This window comes from Corynebacterium sp. HMSC04H06, from assembly GCF_001815935.1.
Taxonomy (GTDB): domain Bacteria; phylum Actinomycetota; class Actinomycetes; order Mycobacteriales; family Mycobacteriaceae; genus Corynebacterium.
The window spans coordinates 1-20,827 of sequence record NZ_KV823456.1 but is presented as its reverse complement, the minus strand read 5'-3'; the positions used below and the strand labels follow the sequence as shown (position 1 = coordinate 20,827).

19 protein-coding genes are annotated in these 20,827 nt (G+C 64.1%); 5 read left to right on the top strand and 14 right to left on the bottom strand.

Annotation, left to right across the window (positions count from 1 at the left end; genetic code table 11):
* The 11 genes from HMPREF3067_RS10270 to HMPREF3067_RS10220 form a co-directional block, all read right to left on the bottom strand.
* Positions 1-756, bottom strand: coding sequence for a lysophospholipid acyltransferase family protein (locus tag HMPREF3067_RS10270; protein ID WP_070769628.1), 756 nt, complete (start codon positions 754-756; stop codon positions 1-3).
* A 3-nt stretch (positions 757-759) separates the two neighbouring features.
* Positions 760-1,743, bottom strand: coding sequence for an ROK family protein (locus HMPREF3067_RS10265; protein WP_070769627.1), 984 nt, complete (start codon positions 1,741-1,743; stop codon positions 760-762).
* Between the two features lie 26 nt (positions 1,744-1,769).
* Entirely contained in the window at positions 1,770-2,903 is a 1,134-nt protein-coding gene (locus HMPREF3067_RS10260; protein ID WP_070769626.1) for a glycosyltransferase family 4 protein, read from the bottom strand.
* 32 nt (positions 2,904-2,935) lie between these two features.
* Positions 2,936-4,033, bottom strand: coding sequence for a C40 family peptidase (locus HMPREF3067_RS10255; protein WP_246819302.1), 1,098 nt, complete (start codon positions 4,031-4,033; stop codon positions 2,936-2,938).
* A 203-nt stretch (positions 4,034-4,236) separates the two neighbouring features.
* The gene (locus HMPREF3067_RS10250; RefSeq protein ID WP_070769625.1) at positions 4,237-4,854 is read right to left on the bottom strand and encodes a C40 family peptidase; all 618 of its coding nucleotides are present in this window, start codon (positions 4,852-4,854) and stop codon (positions 4,237-4,239) included.
* A gap of 916 nt (positions 4,855-5,770) precedes the next feature.
* Positions 5,771-7,393, bottom strand: a complete 1,623-nt coding sequence (locus tag HMPREF3067_RS10245; RefSeq protein ID WP_070769624.1) for a cytochrome bc1 complex cytochrome b subunit — start codon at positions 7,391-7,393, stop codon at positions 5,771-5,773.
* The gene (locus tag HMPREF3067_RS10240) at positions 7,393-8,613 is read right to left on the bottom strand and encodes a cytochrome bc1 complex Rieske iron-sulfur subunit (RefSeq protein WP_070769623.1); all 1,221 of its coding nucleotides are present in this window, start codon (positions 8,611-8,613) and stop codon (positions 7,393-7,395) included. The genes HMPREF3067_RS10245 and HMPREF3067_RS10240 overlap by 1 nt, the downstream gene beginning before the upstream one ends.
* Positions 8,610-9,509 (bottom strand): cytochrome bc1 complex diheme cytochrome c subunit, encoded by a 900-nt coding sequence (locus HMPREF3067_RS10235; RefSeq protein WP_070769622.1) that lies wholly within the window; start codon positions 9,507-9,509, stop codon positions 8,610-8,612. Before HMPREF3067_RS10235 ends, HMPREF3067_RS10240 begins: the two co-directional genes overlap by 4 nt.
* A 68-nt stretch (positions 9,510-9,577) precedes the next feature.
* On the bottom strand, positions 9,578-10,162 hold the full coding sequence (locus tag HMPREF3067_RS10230; protein ID WP_210400109.1) for an aa3-type cytochrome oxidase subunit III: 585 nt from the start codon (positions 10,160-10,162) through the stop codon (positions 9,578-9,580).
* 593 nt (positions 10,163-10,755) lie between these two features.
* Complete coding sequence (locus HMPREF3067_RS10225; RefSeq protein WP_070769620.1) at positions 10,756-11,187, bottom strand: aa3-type cytochrome oxidase subunit IV; 432 nt, start codon at positions 11,185-11,187, stop codon at positions 10,756-10,758.
* 14 nt (positions 11,188-11,201) lie between these two features.
* Positions 11,202-12,296, bottom strand: a complete 1,095-nt coding sequence (locus tag HMPREF3067_RS10220; RefSeq protein ID WP_070769619.1) for an aa3-type cytochrome oxidase subunit II — start codon at positions 12,294-12,296, stop codon at positions 11,202-11,204.
* Positions 12,297-12,730: 434 nt separating this feature from the next.
* Between HMPREF3067_RS10220 and asnB the strand changes: the two genes are divergently transcribed.
* On the top strand, positions 12,731-14,653 hold the full coding sequence (gene asnB / locus HMPREF3067_RS10215) for an asparagine synthase (glutamine-hydrolyzing) (RefSeq protein ID WP_070769618.1): 1,923 nt from the start codon (positions 12,731-12,733) through the stop codon (positions 14,651-14,653).
* A gap of 135 nt (positions 14,654-14,788) precedes the next feature.
* Here the strand turns inward: asnB and HMPREF3067_RS10210 are convergent, their stop codons facing one another.
* The gene (locus tag HMPREF3067_RS10210; RefSeq protein ID WP_070769617.1) at positions 14,789-15,133 is read right to left on the bottom strand and encodes a HesB/IscA family protein; all 345 of its coding nucleotides are present in this window, start codon (positions 15,131-15,133) and stop codon (positions 14,789-14,791) included.
* A 192-nt stretch (positions 15,134-15,325) separates the two neighbouring features.
* Between HMPREF3067_RS10210 and HMPREF3067_RS10205 the strand changes: the two genes are divergently transcribed.
* Entirely contained in the window at positions 15,326-16,054 is a 729-nt protein-coding gene (locus tag HMPREF3067_RS10205) for a DUF3043 domain-containing protein (protein ID WP_070769616.1), read from the top strand.
* A 2-nt stretch (positions 16,055-16,056) separates the two neighbouring features.
* Positions 16,057-17,031 carry a nicotinate-nucleotide--dimethylbenzimidazole phosphoribosyltransferase gene (locus HMPREF3067_RS10200; protein WP_070769615.1) on the top strand — a complete coding sequence of 325 codons (975 nt, stop codon included), beginning with the start codon at positions 16,057-16,059 and terminating at the stop codon, positions 17,029-17,031.
* A 34-nt stretch (positions 17,032-17,065) separates the two neighbouring features.
* On the opposite strand, the gene HMPREF3067_RS10195 is transcribed toward HMPREF3067_RS10200, so the two are convergent.
* Positions 17,066-18,166, bottom strand: coding sequence for a branched-chain amino acid aminotransferase (locus HMPREF3067_RS10195; protein ID WP_070769614.1), 1,101 nt, complete (start codon positions 18,164-18,166; stop codon positions 17,066-17,068).
* A gap of 235 nt (positions 18,167-18,401) precedes the next feature.
* Between HMPREF3067_RS10195 and HMPREF3067_RS10190 the strand changes: the two genes are divergently transcribed.
* Complete coding sequence (locus tag HMPREF3067_RS10190) at positions 18,402-19,961, top strand: leucyl aminopeptidase (RefSeq protein WP_070769613.1); 1,560 nt, start codon at positions 18,402-18,404, stop codon at positions 19,959-19,961.
* Positions 19,962-19,980: 19 nt separating this feature from the next.
* On the opposite strand, the gene HMPREF3067_RS10185 is transcribed toward HMPREF3067_RS10190, so the two are convergent.
* The gene (locus tag HMPREF3067_RS10185) at positions 19,981-20,376 is read right to left on the bottom strand and encodes an oxidoreductase (protein ID WP_070769612.1); all 396 of its coding nucleotides are present in this window, start codon (positions 20,374-20,376) and stop codon (positions 19,981-19,983) included.
* Positions 20,377-20,549: 173 nt separating this feature from the next.
* Here HMPREF3067_RS10185 and HMPREF3067_RS10180 point away from each other — a divergent pair.
* Positions 20,550-20,827 (top strand): biotin/lipoyl-containing protein (locus tag HMPREF3067_RS10180; protein ID WP_305764499.1); only part of this gene is annotated, 278 nt, incomplete at its 3' end.

Here is a 20,827-nt window from a genome sequence, read left to right as displayed (position 1 = left end):
CTATGCCACCCCCGACTGCGGCGCAGACGGTTCCGCGCCCTCCGGGTAGCCGTTCCCGGCGGCCAGGGATTCCTTGACTTCGGAGGCGTAGACGTCCACGTAGGGCTGGTCCACCATGTCCGCTAGGCGGTGCATAACAAAGTCGGTGAAGGCGCGCATGGCCTCATGGGACTCGGGGTCGAGGCCTTCCTCGCGGGCCCAGGCGATGGGATCGATGGGCTCGCCCACCACCATGCCGACGCGCTTAGGCCGCGGGATCCACGTGCCGATGGGGTTGGCGTCACGGCTGCCGATCATGCCGATGGGGATGACTGGCTCGCCGGTGGCCATGGCCACCCGCGCCATGCCGGTGCGCCCCTTGTAGACGCGGCCGTCCGGGGAGCGCGTGCCCTCCGGATAGATGCCGAACAGGTCGCCGTTGCCCAGGATGCGCTTGGCGGAAATCAGCATGCCTGCGCTGGCGGACTCGGCATTGCGCTCGATGGGCACCTGCCCCACCGAGCTGAAGAACCACTTCTGCACGCGGCCGACCAGCCCGGGCGAAGTGAAGTATTCCGCTTTGGCGAGAAAGATAATCTGGCGCGGGCACAGCAGCGGAAAGTAGAAGGAATCCATCACGGCCTGGTGCGTGGACGCCAAGATGGCGGGCCCGGTGGCCGGGATGTTGTCCATGCCACGCGACCAGGGCCGGTTCCATAGGCGCAGCGCCGGGCCGAAGAAAATGTTCTTAAAGGCCCAATACCATTTATTGTGCATCGTCTAACTTTCCTCGTGAACCATGTCCGCCTGGCGCAGTGCCAAATCTGCCACCCCGATCATACCTGCTGCAGATCCCAGGCTGGCGGTAACGACCTCGGCCACGGGGCGGTGCCCCGCGCCGACGATGTCGCGGGCCATGAACTCGCGCACCGTTTCCAGGTAGAGATCGGCGTCCTTGCTGACTCCCCCACCCAGCACGATGAGCTCCGGGTCGAGGACGTCCGCCACGATCGAGAGGCCCTGGCCGAGCCAGCTGCCCAGATCCTCCATGACGGCAATGCCCAGCGCGTCGCCCGCGCGGGCGGCGGCGGCGATCTCCTCGCCCGAGGGATCGGCCGGCAAGGTGGTGGCATAGTCCGGGCGCAGCTCGTTGGCGGTGTCGGTCAGCGCGGTGCCCGAGGCGTAGCGCTCCAGGCAGCCGCGCTTGCCGCACGAGCACTGGCGCCCGCCCGGCACGACCACTAGGTGGCCGAACTCCGGGGCAGTGCCAAAGGCGCCGCGGTAGATGGTCTCCTGCGTCATCAACGTCGCGCCGATCCCGGTGCCCACGGAGAAAAAGACCCAGTCGCGGGCGTGCTGCCCGGCCCCGAAGCGCCACTCGCCCCACGCCGCGGAGTTCGCGTCGTGTTCGAGACGCACCGGCAGGCCCAGCCGCTCTTCTACCCGCCGGCGCACCGGCGCGTTGCGCCACGGCAGGTGCGGCGCGAAGCGGACCACCTCGCAGTCCGGGTCCATGAACCCGGCCACGGCCAGGCCCACGGCCTGGATGCGGTAGGTGTCTTGGAGTCGGCGGACGGCATCGACAAGCACGTCCTCGAGCCTGTCGGCGGTGCTGGGGGTGGGGACGCTAACACTATCGATGAGCTGTCCGGCGGGCGTAATCACGCCGGCGCGCAGGTTGGTGCCGCCAATATCCATGCCGATAGTCAACGGCTGCGAGGACTCCGCCTCTGCAGACGAGGGGGCGGGAAAGGCTTTCGACATGCAGTCTAGGATATACCCCCTCCCCCTTAGCGGTCACATCGAAGCAGCCGGCGCAGACACGCGCCCATGACCTCCCACGTCCATTCCTGCTGCACGTACGCGCGCCCGGCCTGCCCCATCTCCTGCCGGCGCTGCGGATTCGACAACAAAGTATCTAAGGCGTCGGTGAGGTCCTCCACGCTTGCCCCGCGCACGACGATGCCTGTATCTCGCGTGACCGTCTCCGGCGCGCCGCCGGAATCGCCCGCGATGACGGGCACGCCCGCGGCTTGGGCCTCGAGGTAGACGATGCCCAGCCCCTCCACGTCGAGCCCACCACCTCGGGTGCGCGCCGGCATGGCGAAGATGTCGGCGGCGGCCAAAGCGGCGTTAAGGTCGGCGGTGTCGGCGGCCTCGGCGAAGTGCGTGTCTGGGAAGTACATGCCGGCCAGCGCCTCGAGGCTGGCGCGGTAGCGGCCGCGGCCGACGATGAGCAGCTGTGCGTTAGGGTGCTGGTCTTTGAGCCAGCCGAAGGCGCGGATAAGCTGGTCCTGGCCCTTGCGCGGGACTAGGCGGGAGATGCAGACGACGACGGGGCCGTCCGCGCGCAGGCCGTAGCGGCGGCGGGCGGCGGCGGTCACTGCGGCGTCGACGGGGTGGAAATCGTCCGTGTTGACGGCCGACGGCAGGTGTACCCAGTCCAGCTGGGAGCCGAAGGCCGGGCGCAGGCGGCGCAGGGTGTAGTCGGAGATATAGGTCGCCGCGGTGGCGGAGGCTCCGATGAGGCGGAGGGCCTGGCGGGCGCCGGGGAGCATCGACCAGCCGACTTCGTGCCCGTGGGTGGTCACGATGACGCGGGTGGCGCCGGCGGCGCGGGCGGCCTTGCCGAGCAGCCCCAGCGGGGCGGCGGCGCCGAACCAGACCGTGTCGATGCCCTCGCGGCGGATGATCTCCTGCATGGCGCGGGCCGTCGCCGGCGTGGGCAGCATGACCTGTCGGGGCCAGCGCACCACCCGGTAGGGCAGGTCGCGGTCGTAGGAGGCGGCATCGTCGGCGTTTTGGGTCGAGGCGAAGACCATGACCTGGTCCGGTGGCAGGGTACCGAGGAAATCCCGCAGGTAGGACTGGATCCCGCCGATGGTGGGCGGGAAATCGTTGGTAACAAGCAAAACGCGGGCCATAGGCACCAACTGTACCTATAGCCCGCGCGCGTTTAGTAACGGGAAGCGCCCTGGATGGGCATGGAGTCGACCGGCACGACCTGGACCGGCACGCCGTAGGTCGAGGCATGGACGACCTGGCCGTCGCCGATGTACATGCCGACGTGGGTAACGCCCGGGTAGTAGCCGACGATATCGCCCGGCTGCAGGTCGTTGATGCTCACGCTGGTGCCGCCGGCGATCTGCGCCTGGGAGGTACGCGGGATGCTCACGCCCTTTTGCTGGTAGGCCCAGAACATCAGGCCGGAGCAGTCGAACTCGCTGGGGCCGGCGGCGCCCCAGCCGTACGGGCTACCGATCTTCGACAGGGCCGCCGCCACGGCGTCCCCTCCCTTGCCGGACAGGCCGGCGATGTCCTCCGGCGACAGGGACGAGCCGCCGAACTGGGCCTCCCAGCGGGCGCGGTCCTCGCCGGACAGGGCGTCGACGCGCTCCTCGATGGAGGCCTTCTGCTTCTCCAGCTCCTCCTGCTCACGCACAAGGCGGTCTTTCTGCTCCTGCAGCTCGCGGGTCTTGCGCTCGGCCTCCTTGACGGCGGCGTCGGCGGCGTCGCGCTTGGACTTGGCGGCGTCCGCGTTGGTGGACATGGTCTCGAGGTTGCGCTGGGCGTCGCGGGAAATCGCGCCCAGGTAGCCGAGGCGCTCCACGGCCGCCTGCGGGTCACCGCTGGCCAAGGTGGCGGTCAGGCGGTCCATGTTCACGCCGCGGTAGCGCGACTTGGCAATGCCGTTGACGTTGCCGCGTTGGTGGCTGACGGCGGCATCGGCAGCAGCTGCTTCTTCCTGGGCCCGGTGGGCGTGCTCGGCAGAGCGATTGGTGTCCTCTTCTGCCGCGGCGAGCTTGTCCTCGGCTTCCTTGACCTCTTCGCTCTTCGCGGAGACCTTCTGGGCCACCTCGCCCATCTCGGCGAGCAGAGAGTCAACGTCGTCACCGGCCGGCGCGACGGCGGGCTGATCCGTGCCGTCGGCCTCCTGCGCCACCGCCCCGGGACTCAAGACCGCTGCACCCATCACAACGGCCGTGGTGGCAGCCAACCAGCTGCCGGAGATGCGGCGCATGGAACGGGTGCGCCCCGCAGAGTATTCAAGCACGATGACTCTTTCTTCAGTGTCAAAAAGGAGTGAACTAACTTAAAGAACTATAGAGCATCATGTCGGGGTTTACCAGTCAGGTGCGAAGTTGTTTTCCCACCTTAAGGCGGAAAAGTGGCAAAGATGCAACGGGTGTGACAAAAGAGAAAAACCCCGACCCGCGCGCGGATCGGGGCCAGCCTAACGAGCGGCTGCGTTAAGTCCTAGAAGCGGACGGCCGAGTGGATCGGCATGTAGTCCAGCGGACGCTCCTGAACCGGGGTGCCGGAATTCAGGGCGTCGATGATGGTGCCGTTGCCGGTGTAGATACCGACGTGGGAAGCGCCACCGTAGTAGGCAACGATGTCACCCGGCTGCAGCTGGTCCAGGGAGACCGGGGTACCCTGCGCGGCCTGCGCCTGGGAGGTACGCGGGATGGACTTGCCCACCTGGCCGTAGGCCCAGGAGGTCAGGCCGGAGCAGTCGAAGGAGCTCGGGCCGGCAGCACCCCAGCCATACGGAGCGCCGATGACGGAGCGAGCCGCGTCGACGACCTTCTGACCCTCGGACTTAGCCGGCGCCGGAGCGGCCTGTGCGGTGGCGTTGTAGTTGATGTTCTGCGCCTCACCCAGGGACGGAACGTAGGTCTGGATGTTCGGAACCTTCTCAATGTTCGGGACCTGATCCAGGCCCTGGACATCGAAAGAGTAGTTGGTGTTCGGGATAACTACCTCGGTAGCGTTCGCAACGCCCGGGACGGCGACGGTAGCGGATGCTGCCACTACGGCGGTGGTCGCGATACGACGGGTCATGGTTGCGGTCTGACGACGATGCTTAGCCACGAAAAAACTCCAAATCTTGTTTGGCGCCTACCTTGCCGGGATTCTGTCTACCTCGGTAAGGCTCTGGCCCAGGGGACGGGCCTAACGTTCGTCGGCCGGCTGCAAGTTCATTGCCGGCCTCCGTTCGGCCACAACCCTCTTCGTGGGAGCGGCCAGATACGGCGCTTTAAAAAATCTTTAGTTCGGGACTGGCTGCTCGGTGAGCAACGCTGTGTCTCGAATAGGTTACGAAACAATCACGAACTCTGTCTAATTGACCGAAGTGCGTCGCGTTGTAACTGTTTCGTTATATCCCGTTTATCGAACTGAGACGCTATCAGATTTTGCGGTCTTCACGCGCCCCCACGCCGCCAAGCGACCCGAACGAGAATACCATGACCTGCGGCAACAGCCAAATCGCGACACCCTGAAAGCTCTTAAGCAAGTTCCACCCCACCCAATGAGCGCCATCAAGCCAAACCGCTATTGTTAGCTTCCTCACACCCGCTATTCGAGGCCGAAATTCCGCGGTTTTTAGGTCCCAATGGGGCCAGTTTTGGACCCCGATGGAACTCGAGAAGAGTTCCCCAGTGCCCTCACGCAGCTCCCCTCAAGCCTTATACGCTACCCCATCGTTAACACGCGTACCAGTACATGGAAGCAGATGAAGATGGACCCGTTCCTCTACATACCTATCTATATAGAGGAATAGAATGCAGCCGGCCGGCATAGTTGGTCGCGCCGCAACGATGGGGCCGTTCTACGGCCACTGAGCACCCCAAGGCACCTCAAGGAGCCCTGCGGCCTCCCCTCCCCTGGCGGTGGGGCACGACCGGCCCCAGGAAGCATCGGCGGGCAGTGGGCAAAACAAAACCCGCCTGACTCCCGGGTGGGAGCGGCGGGCTTTGTGAGCGCTAGTTAAAGGCTGGCCGGGGTCTTAGTAGCGGCCGTTTTCCTCGTCTTCGCGACGATTAGCTTCGTTGAGGCGGCGGAACATCTCCGCTTCCTCGGCGGCGTTGTCAGCGTGGTGCTGGTGCACGCTCTTGACCACACCCTCGTCGTCGGAGGAGAAAACACCCTGGGTCTCGGCGTCGGCCAGGCCCAGTTCGTTGAGCTGCTTCGGAACCTTGGCACCGGCGTACTTGAGCGGGACGGCGTGGCCGTGCTCGTCAACTGGGCCCAGCGGCTGGTGCACCTCGATGAAGGCACCGTTCGGCAGCTGCTTGATGACACCGGTCTCAATGCCGTGCTCCAGGACCTCACGGTCGGAGCGCTGCAGGCCCACACAAATCTTGTAGGTGATGATGTAGGCCAGCGGCGGCAGGACCAGCAGGCCAATACGGCCCAGCCAGGTCATGGCGTTCAGCGAGATCTGGAAAAAGTGTGCCACGTGGTCGTTGCCACCGGACATGGTCACCAGCAGGAAGAAAGTGATGGCCATGGCGCCGATGCCGGAGCGAACCGGAACGTCGCGCGGACGCTGCAACAGGTTGTGGTGGGCGTCGTCGCCGGTCATCTTCTTCTCGATGAACGGGTAGGCGAATAGCAGGACAACCATCAGGCCACAGAGCAGTGCAACCCAGAAGGCGCTCGGGATGGTGTAGCTACCCAGGTAGAGCTCCCAGGCCGGCATAATACGGGCAACACCGTCAGTCCACAGCATGTAGATGTCCGGCTGGGAACCAGCGGAGACCTGCGACGGGTTGTACGGCCCCAGGTTCCAGATGGCATTGATGGTCAACAGACCAGACATCAGAGCCAAGACGCCGGCTACCATCAGGCCCATACCAATGGCCTTGGTGGCGAAGACCGGCATAATGCGGACGCCAACGACGTTGTTCTCGGCGCGGCCCGGCCCTGGGAACTGGGTGTGCTTCTGGTACCAGACCAGGATGAGGTGGGCAGCGATCAAGCCCAAGATGATGCCCGGGATGACCAGCACGTGCAGGATGTAGAAGCGATCCAGCATCAGGTCGGACGGGAAGTCGCCGTCAAAGATTGCCCAGTGCAGCCAGGTACCGATGATCGGCAGGCCCAGGATGATGGCGGACATAATGCGCAGACCAACGCCGGAGAGCAGGTCGTCCGGCAGGGAGTAGCCGAGGAAGCCCTCGACCATGCCCAGCAGAATCAGAGCGCAACCGATGATCCAGTTGGCCTCACGCGGCCGGCGGAACGCACCGGTGAAGAAGATGCGCAGCATGTGCGCGACCATGGACATCATGAACATCAGGGCTGCCCAGTGGTGCATCTGGCGGACGAAGAGGCCGCCGCGCACCTCGAAGGACAGGTCCAGGGCGGTCGCGTAAGCACGCGACATCTCCACGCCGTTGAGCGGGGTGTAGGCGCCGTCGTAGATGACCTTGCTGATCGACGGGTCGAAAAACAGCGCCAAGTAGATACCGGTCAGCAGCAGGATGATGAAGCTGTACAGCGCCATCTCGCCCAGCATGAAGGACCAGTGGGTCGGGAAGACCTTGTTGATCTGAGTGCGGATCATGCCGGAGGCAGTGTACCGCGAATCAATGTTGTTACCGATTTCAGCGAGTTTATTGCTCATTATGACTTACGCTCCCAGAATGCCGGGCCGACAGGCTCAATGAAGTTACCCTGCGCGACGAGGTAGCCGTCTTCGTCCACGGTGATCGGCAGCTGCGGCAGAGCACGGGCGGCCGGACCGAAGACCGGCTTGCCGTACTCCAGAGCGTCGAACTGCGACTGGTGGCACGGGCACAGGATTCGGTTGGTCTGAGCCTCGTACAGCGAGGTCGGGCAACCGATGTGAGTACAAATCTTGGAGAAGGCGTAGTAGTCACCGTGATGGAAGTTTTCCTGACCCTTGCGCTCGACGGCGCGCTGAGCGTCTGCGTGGCGCAGGCGAATCAGCATGACCGCGTTGCGGTTGCCGTGGATCGAGTGCATGTGGTTTTCGTAGACATCCTTCTGCGGATCGTACAGGTCACCGTCGTTGACATCGGACTCAGCCAACGGGAACACGGTCTCCATACCGCCGGCAGCCAGGTCCTCCGGGCGGACGCGCACCAGGCGCGCCAGACCCTTCGTGGTGTAGTGATTGCCGGACTCGCCTTCGTGCATCTCAGCGATGGTGCTGGTGTCGCGAGCGAGGTAGAGTTTGACGCCCTTCTCGTGCAGAGTCCAGCCGGAGGTCCACAGGGTGCCGTCACCCATGTAGTTCATCTCATGGCGAACCTTCCACGGGTTCTTGATGGCTCCGCCCAGCGGGGCGATGACCGACAGGCCGAACAGGACGCCGGCGCCGCCGAGCAGACCCATCAGGGTCTTGCGGCGCCCCAGCGTGGAGGTCTTCCACGAGTCGTTCAGCAGGGCGGTCAGGGTGCGGCGGTCGACCTCGTCGGACGGACCGTCGTGGCGACGCTGGACCGAAATCTCTTCCGGAATGATCTTCTTGACGTACTGAATAATAGCGACGCCCAGGCAGATGATTGCCAGACCGGAGAACAGACCCAGCAGCGGGGTGTAGAGCGTGTGCCAAATCAGGCCGTCTTCGCCCAGGGTCTTGAACTGCCACGGCCAGAAGAGATAGACGCCCAAGAAGGCGATGGCCGAGATGATGGAAATCGTCAGCCAGATACCAATGCCGGTGGCCGCGCGCTTCTCTGCCGGGTCTCCCTCGACTGGGAAGCGCTCCTTACGGAAGGCGACGGTGACGTCGTCCAGCTCAGTACCGAGGGCGGCGAGCTCGTCGTTGCTCATGCCCTTCAGCTGAGCGTCGGTGTAGTTGTGATTTACGTTGCTCATGAGCGCGATCCCATCCACATAGCGGCCGCGCACAGCGCGGTGATGCCGATAATCCACATTGCCAGGCCTTCAGAGACCGGGCCGAGACCGCCCAGGTCCCAGCCTGCCGGAGACGGGGTCTCGTTGGCAGACTTGATGTAGGCGATGATGTCCTTCTTCTCGTCAGCGGTCAGCTGGCGGTCGGAGAACTTCGGCATGTTCTGCGGACCGGTCAGCATGGCCTGGTAGATTTCCTGCTCGTTGGCGGGATCCAGGGCCGGTGCGTACTTACCGGAGGACAGTGCGCCGCCCTGGCCGGTGAAGTTGTGGCAGGAAGCGCAGTTCATGCGGAACAGCTCGGACCCCTTGGCGACGTCCTCGGCCTGAATCTGGCCGTTGTAGTTGGCGCCGCGCAGGGACTCCATAGCGATGGTGCCGTCATCGTTGTAGACGATGTCCGGTCCTCCACCGTTGGCTGCGACGTAGGCAGCCAGGGCCAGAGTCTGCTGCTCGGTGTAGCGCGGGGTCTTGCGCTCCGCCTGGGCATCGTTAGACATCATCGGCATACGACCAGAGTGAACCTGGAAGTAGACCGATCCGGCACCGACGCCGATGAGCGACGGGCCGCGCTTGTCGACGCCCTGCAGGTTGGCGCCGTGGCAGGTAATACAAGCGACATCGTAGATGTCCTTGCCTTCTTGGATGAGGGCTTGGTCATCCTTCTGGGCGGTGGCGACCTGAGCGTCCGGCGTCAGGGCGGTAGCCAAAACGCCAGCACCCGTCAGACCGACGGTCAGCGCGAAAGCGCCCGCGAGGGTGCGCTTCATCTTGCGCCGGCGGCGGGTCTTTTTCGCCGCAGCCGCCGCGGTGGTCTCACCCACCGGTGAAGCGTTGTTGTTGGGATTGGTATCCATCATTTTCCTTTTGTGTTACTGGTGTCCGGAAATGAATGGCTGTAGACCGAGATGGCTCGGCTATCTACGGCCTACTGGACGAGGTAGATAACGACGAAAACGCCGATCCACACGACGTCCACAAAGTGCCAGTAGTACGACACGGCCATGGCAGCGGTTGCCTGTGCCGGCGTGAACTTGGACTTGGCAATGCGGAGCAAAATCACCACGAAGCTCAACAGGCCACCGGTCACGTGGGCCGCGTGGAAGCCGGTCAGAATGTAGAAGACCGAACCGAACACGCTCGCCTGGACGGTAACACCGTGGTGAATCAGCTCGTACCACTCGAAGGCCATAATGCCCAGGAACAAAACGCCCAGGAGGATGGTCACCGAGTACCAGAGCCGAAGCTTGAATACGTCACCCCTTTCTGCGGCGAAGACGCCGAACTGCGAGGTCACGGAGGAAAGCACCAGGACGCCCGTAATAAGGAAGCCCATCGGCACGTTGATGTGGGCGGTGTGCTCCGCCCAATCGCCTTCCTGACCGTTAGCTCGGGATGTGAACCACATCGCGAACAGTCCGGCGAAGAACATTAACTCCTGCGACAGGAACACGATGGTGCCCACGCTGACCATATTGGGTCGGTTCAGCGCGGCAACACGTGGTGCTGCCATACCTTGATTAGAAACTGCGCTCGTCACGCCTATTAGTATGGCCGTTTCTCGACCCGAATTCATCTAGTTCCCCCCGCTTTCGCTATTAATTTTTCCGCGCGCAGTCAGCAAAAACACAGAAACGGCCGCATCTTCCGTTAAGCAACGTTAATTTCGCCGCCAAACCCTCTCCCCAACCCCGCCATTCGCGCAGGTCAACGCACCCTAAAGAACACCATACGACAACACCTCACAACGCCGAATTTCCGCGAGAACGAGACCGCGTCGGGTTGCAACCATTTCCGGCGAAAATCGAATGAGAGATAATTCACGTTCCGCGGCCGGCAAAACCGCAGGCTTGCAACTTTCGTATTACCCCCAGGCGAAAATCGCCATAACGAGGGGTTTTAGCACCAACTACCCGGCGGAAGCCGGCGGTCGCTCCCCCGGCATCGTCAGCAAAACCCAGGCATTTCCCACGCGGGCAAAATTTTTTGGAGTTCGCGGGAACTTTCTGGAACTAGATACGACAAGGCCCCGAGCCTCCCTCTGTGGGAGACCCGGGGCCTTGTCGTCTAAGAAGCTGCGGGGCGCCTATGGCGCGCAGTGTAAAGCTAGTGCTTTTCCTTCGGCAGACCGTACTGCAGCGAGAGCTTGGCGGTAGCCCACACCAGCATGATGGCGCCCAAGACAATCATCCAGTAGTACATGAAGATGATGCCCAGACCCAGGACCGCGATTGCCATAGTCATCATGAACGGCCAGATGGATCCCGGGGAGAAGAAGCCCAGGATGCCGGCGGAATCCTCGGTCTCCGCCTCTTCCCAGTCCTCCGGCAGGACGTCAGAACGGGCGTCGGTGAACTGGATGTAGACCGCGAGCATCAGGGCCAGCAGGGCCGCAAGTGCCATGGCGACCATGCCTGCCCACTCGGGGCCGTGGCGGTAGCCGTCGTCCTTAACGAAGTTGACGGCGAAGATGTAGACGATTTCGGAGATCAACAGGTATGTGAAGATCCCGTAAAAGACTTTTGCACCTACACGCATGGTTCAATATCTCCTTATGCCTGTGCCTTGTCATTGGCGTCAACGTAGTTGTCGCCATCCTGGGTGTTGCGCTGCGAATTGAACGGCTGGGTCGAGGTGGCATACGGAGCTTCACCGATGTGCGCCAGGGCCTCAGAGTTCGGAGCGTCCGGGTTGTCGATGCGGTACTGCATGTACTCCTCGAACTTCTCCGGGGAAACGGCACGCAGCTCGAAGTTCATCATCGCGTGGTAGGTACCGCACATCTCAGCACAACGGCCGACGAAGGCGCCTTCCTTGTCGATGCTCTCCACCTGGAAAGCGCGCTCCTGCTGGTTGTTCTCCGGGTGCGCGTACACGTCGCGCTTGAACAGGAACTCCGGAATCCAGAAACCGTGCGAGACATCGCCGGAAGCCAGGCGGAACTCAATCGCAGTGTTGGTCGGCAGGACCAGAACCGGAACCTCTTCGGTGGTACCGACGGTCTCGATGTCGTTGAAGTTCAGGTAGGAGATGTCACCCTTGGACTTGCCGTGAATCGGGTTAGCGTTCTCGGTGCCCTCCGGGTCGATGGCGGATTCTTCCGCCAGACGGTTGCTCTCCTCATCGGTGCCGTCGTAGTCCTGGCCACCAGCCAGCGAACCGTCGACGGCGGCGTAGCCGAACTTCCAGTTCCACTGGTAAGCGGTCACATCCACGGTCACCTTCGGGTCCTTGTCCAGGGCGGTGACCTTCTGCTGGGTCTGAACCGTGAAGAAGAACAGGGCCGTAATGATGATGATCGGGATAACCGTCAGCACCAGCTCCAGCGGGACGTTGTACTGCAGCTGCTTCGGGAACTCGCCCTTGCCCTGCTTCTTAGCCCGCTTGGCGCTCCACCGGAAGATGGCCACCAGGAACAGGCCCCACATGATGATACCGATAGTCCATGCAGCAACCCAGACCCAGATCCAGAAGTTGTACATCGCTTCTGCCTCCGGGGTAATGCCCCGCGGCCAGCCGAATCCCAGGACCTTGTTTACGGCCTCGGGAGCCTGCACATCACAGGCTGCGAGAGCACTGCCACCAAGTGCCAGTGCGCCCGCTAGACCAGCCTTCCGGGCCAGGTTGCGCTTATTACGCTGTCCCACGTGTGTTCTGCCTTTCTGTCCACACAAACTTCTTAAACGCTCTCAGAGCATTCCTATCTGTTTAGGATAGTGGATCCAGCTCGCATTTCTTAGCCGAATCCCAAGAACAGTCGCGCGCATTCCTTGGCCCGCGACCGTAACGGCCGATTATGTTACATGGTCATCGGCCTCTGCCGTGGATTACGCCCTTTAACTGCGATTTCTCTCCTGTTACCCAATTCACAGACACTTGGGCTGGCTATCATCCGAAAGTTCGCCCCTAAAGGTGGAAGCTACGCCGCTACCCCACCCCGCGGCGGCAGCCGGCCGCCGTCCACAGGTCGCCCACAGCCAGTCCGCAGCCCCGCCCTCGGAGCGCCAATAGCTATCTGCGCCCCGCGCCCCGTAAAATGCCAAGTTGTTCAGAAACTTTCTTAGCAAGGAGCGAGACCCGTATGTGCGGACTTTTAAGTTTGCTAGCCGCGAATCACAACGCCACGGACTACGTCCAGGCCGTTGAGGACGGACTGCCCTGTATGCGCCACCGTGGTCCGGACGCGGCCGGAATCTGGCACGACGACGACGCCGTCTTCGGCTTTAACCGCCTGTCCATCATCGACTTGGAGCACTCCCACCAGCCGCTACGCTGGGGCCCGGCCGATGCCCCGGACCGCTACGCCCTGACCTTCAACGGCGAAATCTACAACTACCTGGAGCTGCGCGAGGAGCTACAGGCCGCCGGCTACACCTTTAATACGGAAGGCGACGGCGAGCCCATCGTCGTCGGCTACCACCACTGGGGCGCAGACGTGGTCAACCACCTGCGCGGCATGTTCGGCATCGTCATCTGGGACACCCAGACCAAAACGATGTTCGCCGCCCGCGACCAGTTCGGCATCAAGCCGCTCTACTACGCCACTACCTCCGCCGGCACGGTCTTCGCCTCCGAGATGAAGTCCATCCTGGCCATGGCCGAGACCATCGGTCTAGATCTGAGCCTTGACAAGCGAGCCATCGAGCACTACGTGGACCTGCAGTACGTCCCAGAGCCGGAGTCCCTACACGCCAACATCCGCCGCGTCGAATCCGGCTGCACCGTGACCCTGAAGCCCGGCGGCGAGGTCGTCGCCGACCGCTACTTCCGCCCGACCTTCCCGGTCCAGAAGGTCGCTCAGGGCCAGGAGCAGCAGCTCTTCGACCGCATCGCGCGCGCCCTGGAGGACTCCGTCGAGAAGCATATGCGCGCGGACGTGACCGTCGGCTCCTTCCTCTCCGGCGGCATTGACTCCACGGCCATCGCCGCGCTGGCCAAGCGCCACAACGAAAACCTACTGACCTTTACCACCGGTTTTGAGCGCGAGGGCTACTCCGAGGTCGACGTCGCCGCGGAATCCGCCGAGGCCATCGGCGTCGAACACATCGTCAAGATCGTCTCCCCAGAGGAGTACGCCGACGCCGTGCCGAAGATCATGTGGTACCTGGACAACCCGGTCGCGGATCCTTCCCTGGTCCCGCTGTACTTCGTGGCCCAGGAGGCCCGCAAGCACGTCAAGGTGGTGCTGTCCGGCGAGGGCGCCGACGAACTCTTCGGCGGCTACACAATATATAAGGAACCGCTCTCCCTGGCGCCGTTTGAGAAGATCCCCTCTCCCCTGCGCCGCGGGCTAGGCCAGCTCTCCCGCGTCCTGCCGGAGGGCATGAAGGGCAAGTCGCTGCTCAACCGCGGCTCGATGACTATGGAGGAGCGCTACTACGGCAACGCGCGTTCCTTCAACTTCGAGCAGCTCCAGCGCGTCCTGCCGTGGGCCCGCCGCGAGTGGGACCACCGCGAGGTCACCGCCCCGATCTACGCTCAGTCTCAGGACTTCGATCCAGTCGCCCGCATGCAGCACCTGGACCTGTTTACCTGGATGCGCGGGGACATCCTGGTCAAGGCGGACAAGATGAACATGGCCAACTCCCTGGAGCTGCGCGTGCCCTTCCTGGACAAGGAGGTCTTCAAGGTCGCCGAGACCATCCCACACGACCTGAAGATTTCCCACGGGACCACCAAGTACGCACTCCGCAAGGCCCTGGAGCAGATCGTTCCGCCGCACGTGCTGCACCGCAAGAAGCTGGGCTTCCCGGTGCCCATGCGCCACTGGCTGGCCGGCGACGAGCTCTACGGCTGGGCCCAGGACCAGATCAACGCCTCGCAGACCGAGGACATCTTCAACAAGAAGGCCGTCCTGGAGATGCTCAAGGAGCACCGCGACGGCGTCAGCGACCACTCCCGCCGCCTGTGGACGGTCCTGTCCTTTATGATTTGGCACGGCATCTTCGTCGAAGACCGCATCGATCCGCAGATCGAGCAGCGCGACTACCCGGTCAAGCTCTAACGCCTGCCAGGTTCGTTGCTGAAGATAGCTGAAGATAGCTAAAGCTTTGGGCTCGGCCCCTGCCGTTGCAGGAGGGCCGAGCCCAAAGCTTTGTGTGCGTTGCGGCGAACTGGTGTGTTCGCCGCCAACGGCTATTTAGTTGAAGGAGTCACCGCAGGCGCAGGAACCGCCGGCATTCGGGTTGTCGATGGTGAAACCCTGCTGCTCAATGGTGTCAGCGAAGTCGATCTTGGCGCCGGTCAGGTACGGAACGGACATTTTGTCCACGACGAGGTTCACGCCGCCGACCTGGTCGACCTTGTCGCCGTCCAGGGTGCGGTCATCGAAGTACAGCTGGTAGCGCAGGCCGGCGCAGCCGCCCGGCTGGACAGCAATACGCAGGGACAGATCGTCGCGGCCCTCCTGATCGAGCAGGGCCTTCGCCTTGGCGGCGGCGGCCTCGGTCAGGATGACGCCAGTAGCAGATGCTGGGGCGGTCATAAATACTCCTTGTTCGACTTGATTGTTCGACTGTGCGTCGTATCTTAGTGCTCTCCACCACCCTACTCGCCTCACTACCGTCAAGAAAGGCTGACGTGCCCGGCGGCGGGGTCATGGCTTGTATTCCTGTTCAACCGCACGGGCGCGGGGCTTATTCCACTTTAGCCAACCAACCTTGTAACCTTGGGTGTTGTGAAACTACCGTGGCAAAAAGACAATCAGGACGCCGCCGCAGCGGACACCGCCGACCAGTCGGCCAGCGCCGGCTCGGCCGCGCATAACGGCAAGGCTGGCGCAGGCGAGGCCGGCCAGAACTACCCGAAAGGCTACACGCCGCCGAAGGGCCGGCCGACCCCGAAGCGCGCGGATCAGGAAATCGCCAAGGGCGTTATCCGCGATCCGCACCGCATGTCTACTGCGCAGGCGCACCAGAACCGCAAAGAGCTAAAGAAGTCCATGTCCAAGGAAGAATGGAAGGACTACAAAGCCAAGGAGCGCGAGGAGCAGCGCAAGCGCAACCGCGAGGCCCAAGAGCGCATGGCCGCCGGCGATGAGCGCTACCTGCCGGCCCGCGACCGCGGCAAGGAGCGGGCTTATGCCCGCGACGTCGTCGACGTCGCGGATAGCCCCCTGCGCTTTACGATGCCCGGTGCGCTGGCCTTGCTGCTGTTCATGTTCGTCGGCACCTTCGTCCCGAGCATCTCCCCGGCGGTCTCGGCCGTGGGCATGGTCTTTATCCTGCTCTTCGCCGTGTTGGCCATCCTGCACGGCCGCCGCGTCAACAACGCAGTAAGGGTGAAGTTCCCCGGCACCACCGCGACCGGCTTCAGCCTCGGCAGCTACGCGGTAGGGCGGGCCACCCAGCCGCGCAAGTGGCGCGTTCCGCGCCCGCGGTTAAAGCCGGGCGAGGCACTGGCCTAGTCATGGTGGAGTTGCAGGCGGATAGCGCGGCCAGCATCGGCGCGGCCGAGCGGCGCGAGCTCGCAGCCAAAGTGGCCTTAAACCCGCAGGCCGCCGCCCTAGGGCGGATGTCCCTGCCGGTGGTCTGGCTGGCCGGCTGCCAACAGCGGGTCAGCCCTTTGCCGGTATCCCGGCCGCGGGTGGTGGTCTTTGCCGGGGACAACGGCATCGCCAGCGCGGACGCGCCGGTGTCGCAGTGGCCGGCTAACTTTAGCCGCGACGCCGTCCAGCAGCTGTCCGAGCACACCGGGCCGATCGAGTATCTGGCCCACCGGGCCGAGGCACGCGTGCGCCTTATCCAGGCGGGTACCTCCGCCCCGATCGATAGCGCTGACGCCATGGACGCGGAGCTTGTCGCCCAGGCCTTCGACATCGGTATCAAGGCCGCCAACGCCAGCGCTAACGAGGGCGACGACGTGGTGATCCCGGCCGATATCGGCGCCGGCAACAGTACCGTGGCCGCGGCCATCGTCGGCCGTGTGACCGGCACCGAGCCGGTGGCCATCGTCCCCTACGGCGCACAAGTCCCGACGGAGCAATGGAAGCAGCAGGTCAGCGTGGTCCGCGACGCGATGTTCCGCAGCCGCGGCCTGGCCGACGAGCCGGCCGAGCTCATCCGTCTGCTGGGCTCGCCGGCGTTTGCCGCCGAGGTCGCCTTCATCGCGCAATCGGCCGCGCGCCGCACCCCGGTGCTCATCGACGGCTCCTTCGGCGCCGCCGCGGCCATGCTGGCCGAGCGGCTAAGCCCGGGCACCCAGGAATGGGTCTTTGTAGCGACCTCCACCGCCACCCCGGCCTTCGAGCGCGCCGTGGCGGACCTTGGCCACGAGCCCTGGCTGGATATGGCGGTTACGGCAGGCCAGGGCCTGGGCGCCCTGTCCTCCCTGCCGCTGATGAATTCGGCCGTGGAGCTTATCGCCACGGCCCTGGCGGACTAGCTCCGCGGCAGCCGCCGGGGCTAGGACCGGCCGCCTAGACCAGCGTGTGCAGCCACCCGTGGGTGTCGGGCTGGCTGCCGCGCTGGATGTCGGTAAGCTGCATGCGCAGCGCCATGGTGACCTCCCCCGGCTCGTTGCCGTTGATGGTGAAGTCCACGTCCTTGCCCAGCACGCGACCGACCGGGGTGATGACGGCGGCGGTACCACAGGCGAAGGACTCGGTCATCTCGCCACTGTCGACTGCCGCGTGCCACTCCTCGGCGGAGATGCGGCGCTCCTCCACCTCGTAGCCGGCGTCCTGGGCGACCTGCAGAAGGGAGTCGCGGGTGATGCCGGGCAGCAGGGAGCCCGACAGCGCCGGGGTGACGATCCGGGCGTTGTCGCCGCTGCCGTAGACAAACATCAGGTTCATCCCGCCCATTTCCTCGATGTACTTGCGCTCCAGCGCGTCCAGCCAGACGACCTGATCGCAGCCCTTCTCTTCGGCCTGGGCCTGGGCCAGCAGGGAGCCCGCGTAGTTGCCGGCGAATTTCGCCGCTCCGGTCCCGCCCGGGGCGGCGCGCACGTAATCGGTAGACAGCCAGACGGAGACCGGCTTAACGCCGCCGGTGAAATAGGCCCCAGCCGGGGAGGCGATGACGATGTAGCGGTAAGACTTGGCTGGGTGGACGCCCAGGGAGACTTCCGTGGAGATCATGAACGGGCGCAGGTAGAGCGAGTCTTCCCCGCCGGCGGCCGGGACCCAGTCCTTATCGACGGCGACCAACTGGGCTAGCGAGTTTGTGAATTCCTCGACGGGCAGCGGCGGCATCGCCAAGCGCTCGGCCGAGTGGATCATGCGCGCGGCGTTCTGCTCCGGGCGGAAGGTAGCCACGGTGCCATCCGGCTGCCGGTAGGCCTTGATGCCCTCGAAGATGGCCTGGCCGTAATGAAAGACGTTGGAGGCCGGCGACATCTCCATGGGGCCGAAGGGGCGCACCTGGGCGTCGTGCCAGCCTTCCTCTTCGTTCCAGTCGATAGTGACCATGTGGTCGGTGAAATAGCGGCCGAACCCCGGGTTGTCGAGGATCTCGGCAATCCTTTCCGGGCTGGTCGGCTGGTCGGTACGGGTTACGGTGTAGTCAAGCAAAGTCATGTCCACACTCTACTCCGCCTTTCGGTCACCCAACCGGTTTTTAGTAGCGAAACCCTTTGACCGCTGCCGCCCACCGCCCTTCGTCCCACCTGTTGGGAAACCGCGGGGCCAAACCTTCCCCGGCCCGGCCCGCTGGCCGCTACAGTGGGGCCATACCCTAAAAATAGCTACACCACCCCGCTGCCGGCGGGGCGGGCAGACTGTAGTGACGGCTTTTAATAGGAGGATGACAACTATGGCTAAGAAGAAATCCCCAATCGAGATCCCGGGCGCCGGCGTGGTTCCCGCGGTTAAGCTCGCAAAGAAGATCCCGGAGAAGGCGCAGGCCTTGGTCATCGGCATCTTCGCCAGTGATGACGGCGTGGAGGTCCCCGCGTCCGCGGCGCTGGACGGCGACGCCCTGCGCACCGTCCTCGACCAGCTGCTGGCCGTCGGCGCCACGGGCAAGGCCGGATCGGTCCACCGCATCCCGGCCCCGCCCGCGGTCGGCACCGACTCCATCGTGGCGGTCGGCCTCGGCGAGGCTGAGCAGCTGGACGACGAGGCCCTGCGCCGGGCCGCCGGCAGCGCCGCCCGGGGCGTCCAAGGCCTGAATAAGGTGGCCACCACCCTGCACGAATTCGGTCTGGCCGCCGCCGTCGAGGGCATCATCCTGGGCGGCTACGTCCACCGCGGCTTGCGTTCCGACAAGCTGCCGGCGGACAAGAAGCCGGCGACTGTCTCCTTCCTCCTGCAGGACAAGAAGGACGCGGCCACCAAGAACGAGTTCAACGCGGCCCGCGCCATCGCCCAGGCCACCGTCTTCACCCGCGACCTGGTCAACTGCCCGTCCAACGAGCTCTACCCCTCCGTCTACGCGGACATCCTGTCCTCCCACGCCACCGCCGCGGGCTTGGACGTCGAGGTGCTGGACGACAAGCAGCTGAAAAAGGAAGGCTTCGGCGGCATCCTGTCCGTGGGCCAGGGCTCGGCCCGCCCGCCGCGCCTGGTCCGCCTGACCTGGAACCCGTCCAAGGCGAAGCACCACGTCGCGCTGGTGGGCAAGGGCATCACCTTCGACACCGGCGGCATCTCGCTGAAGCCGGGTGCCGGCATGTGGGACATGATCATGGACATGGGCGGCTCGGCCGCCGTGGCCGCCGCCACCCTGGCCGCGGCCTACCTTAAGCTGGACGTCACGGTCACCGCGACCATCCCGCTGGCCGAGAACATGCCGTCTGGTTCCGCCACCCGCCCGGGCGATGTCATCACCCACTACGGCGGCACCACCTCCGAGGTACTCAACACCGACGCTGAGGGCCGCCTGGTGCTGGCCGACGCCATCGCGCGCGCGAGCGAGGACAAGCCGGACTACCTCATCGACACCGCTACCCTGACCGGCGCCCAGATGGTTGCGCTGGGCAAGCGCACCGCCGGCGTCATGGGTACTGAAGAGTTCCGCGACGAGGTCGCCAACATCGGCCGCCGCGTGGGCGAAAACGCCTGGGCCGTGCCGCTGCTGGAAGAGCACAACGAGTCGCTGAAGTCGGATAACGCCGACATCCGCAACATCAACGCCCAGCGCGAGGGCGGCATGCAGTTCGCCGGCACTTACCTGGAGCACTTCGTCGGCGAGGGCATCGACTGGGCCCACATCGACGTCGCCGGACCCGCCTGGAACGGCGACGGCGCCCGCGGCTACACTCCCAAGCGCGCCACTGGCGTGCCGACCCGCACCATCATTGCCGTCCTACAGCAGGTCGCCGGGGCGGGCAGCACCGACGCGGCCGAGGCCACCACCGACGACGAGGATTAATCGTTCGAGGACTAATCCCTTAAGAATCGGGATTTTCGCCGCGCTCAAACCGGGCGCGGCGAATTTTTTGTTCTTCCCGCTTGCGCAGGATCCGGTCGCGCTCCATCTTGCGGCGCATGCGCTCCGGGTAGCCGGTCTCCTCGACGTCGTAGACCGGACAGTCCAACAGCTTGGCCACGGCGTCGATACCCTTGGGGCCGCCGATGCGCCGCCGGATGAAGTCGCCGCCCTCATCGACGACGACCACCGACATCTCATTGACGATGGTCTCCGGCTCCACGAAGACCTCGACCCACCCACGGGGGCGCGCCCAGCCCTGCAGATCGCGTGCATCCTGTTCACGGATGGTTTCCCCGGGGGCGCGGGGCGGCTTCAGCGGAGACTTAGAGCGACGTCGGCGGAAAGGGTTGAACACGGCACACTATCCTAGTGCTGTAGACAGTTTTCCGGTAACTCACACCTAGTCTTCGGCAGCCTGTGAGGCGGAACACCGCTTTAGGGGTGAGATAATGCGCGACGAATTGACCGAACCGGTAGGCTGTTGACAAAAGGTTTGTTATTTCCAACTTTCGAGGAGTCTTAATTCTCATGGCGCACTCCGTTGAGATGCCCGAACTGGGCGAATCCGTAACTGAAGGCACTATTACTCAGTGGCTCAAGTCTGTGGGCGACACCGTCGAGGTCGACGAGCCGTTGCTCGAGGTCTCCACCGACAAGGTCGATACCGAAATCCCTTCCCCGGTTGCGGGTACCCTCTTGGAGATTAAGGCCGACGAGGACGACACCATCGAGGTCGGCGAGGTCATCGCCACCATCGGCGACGAGGGCGAGTCCGTCGACTCCGACTCTGATTCCAAGGCTGAAGC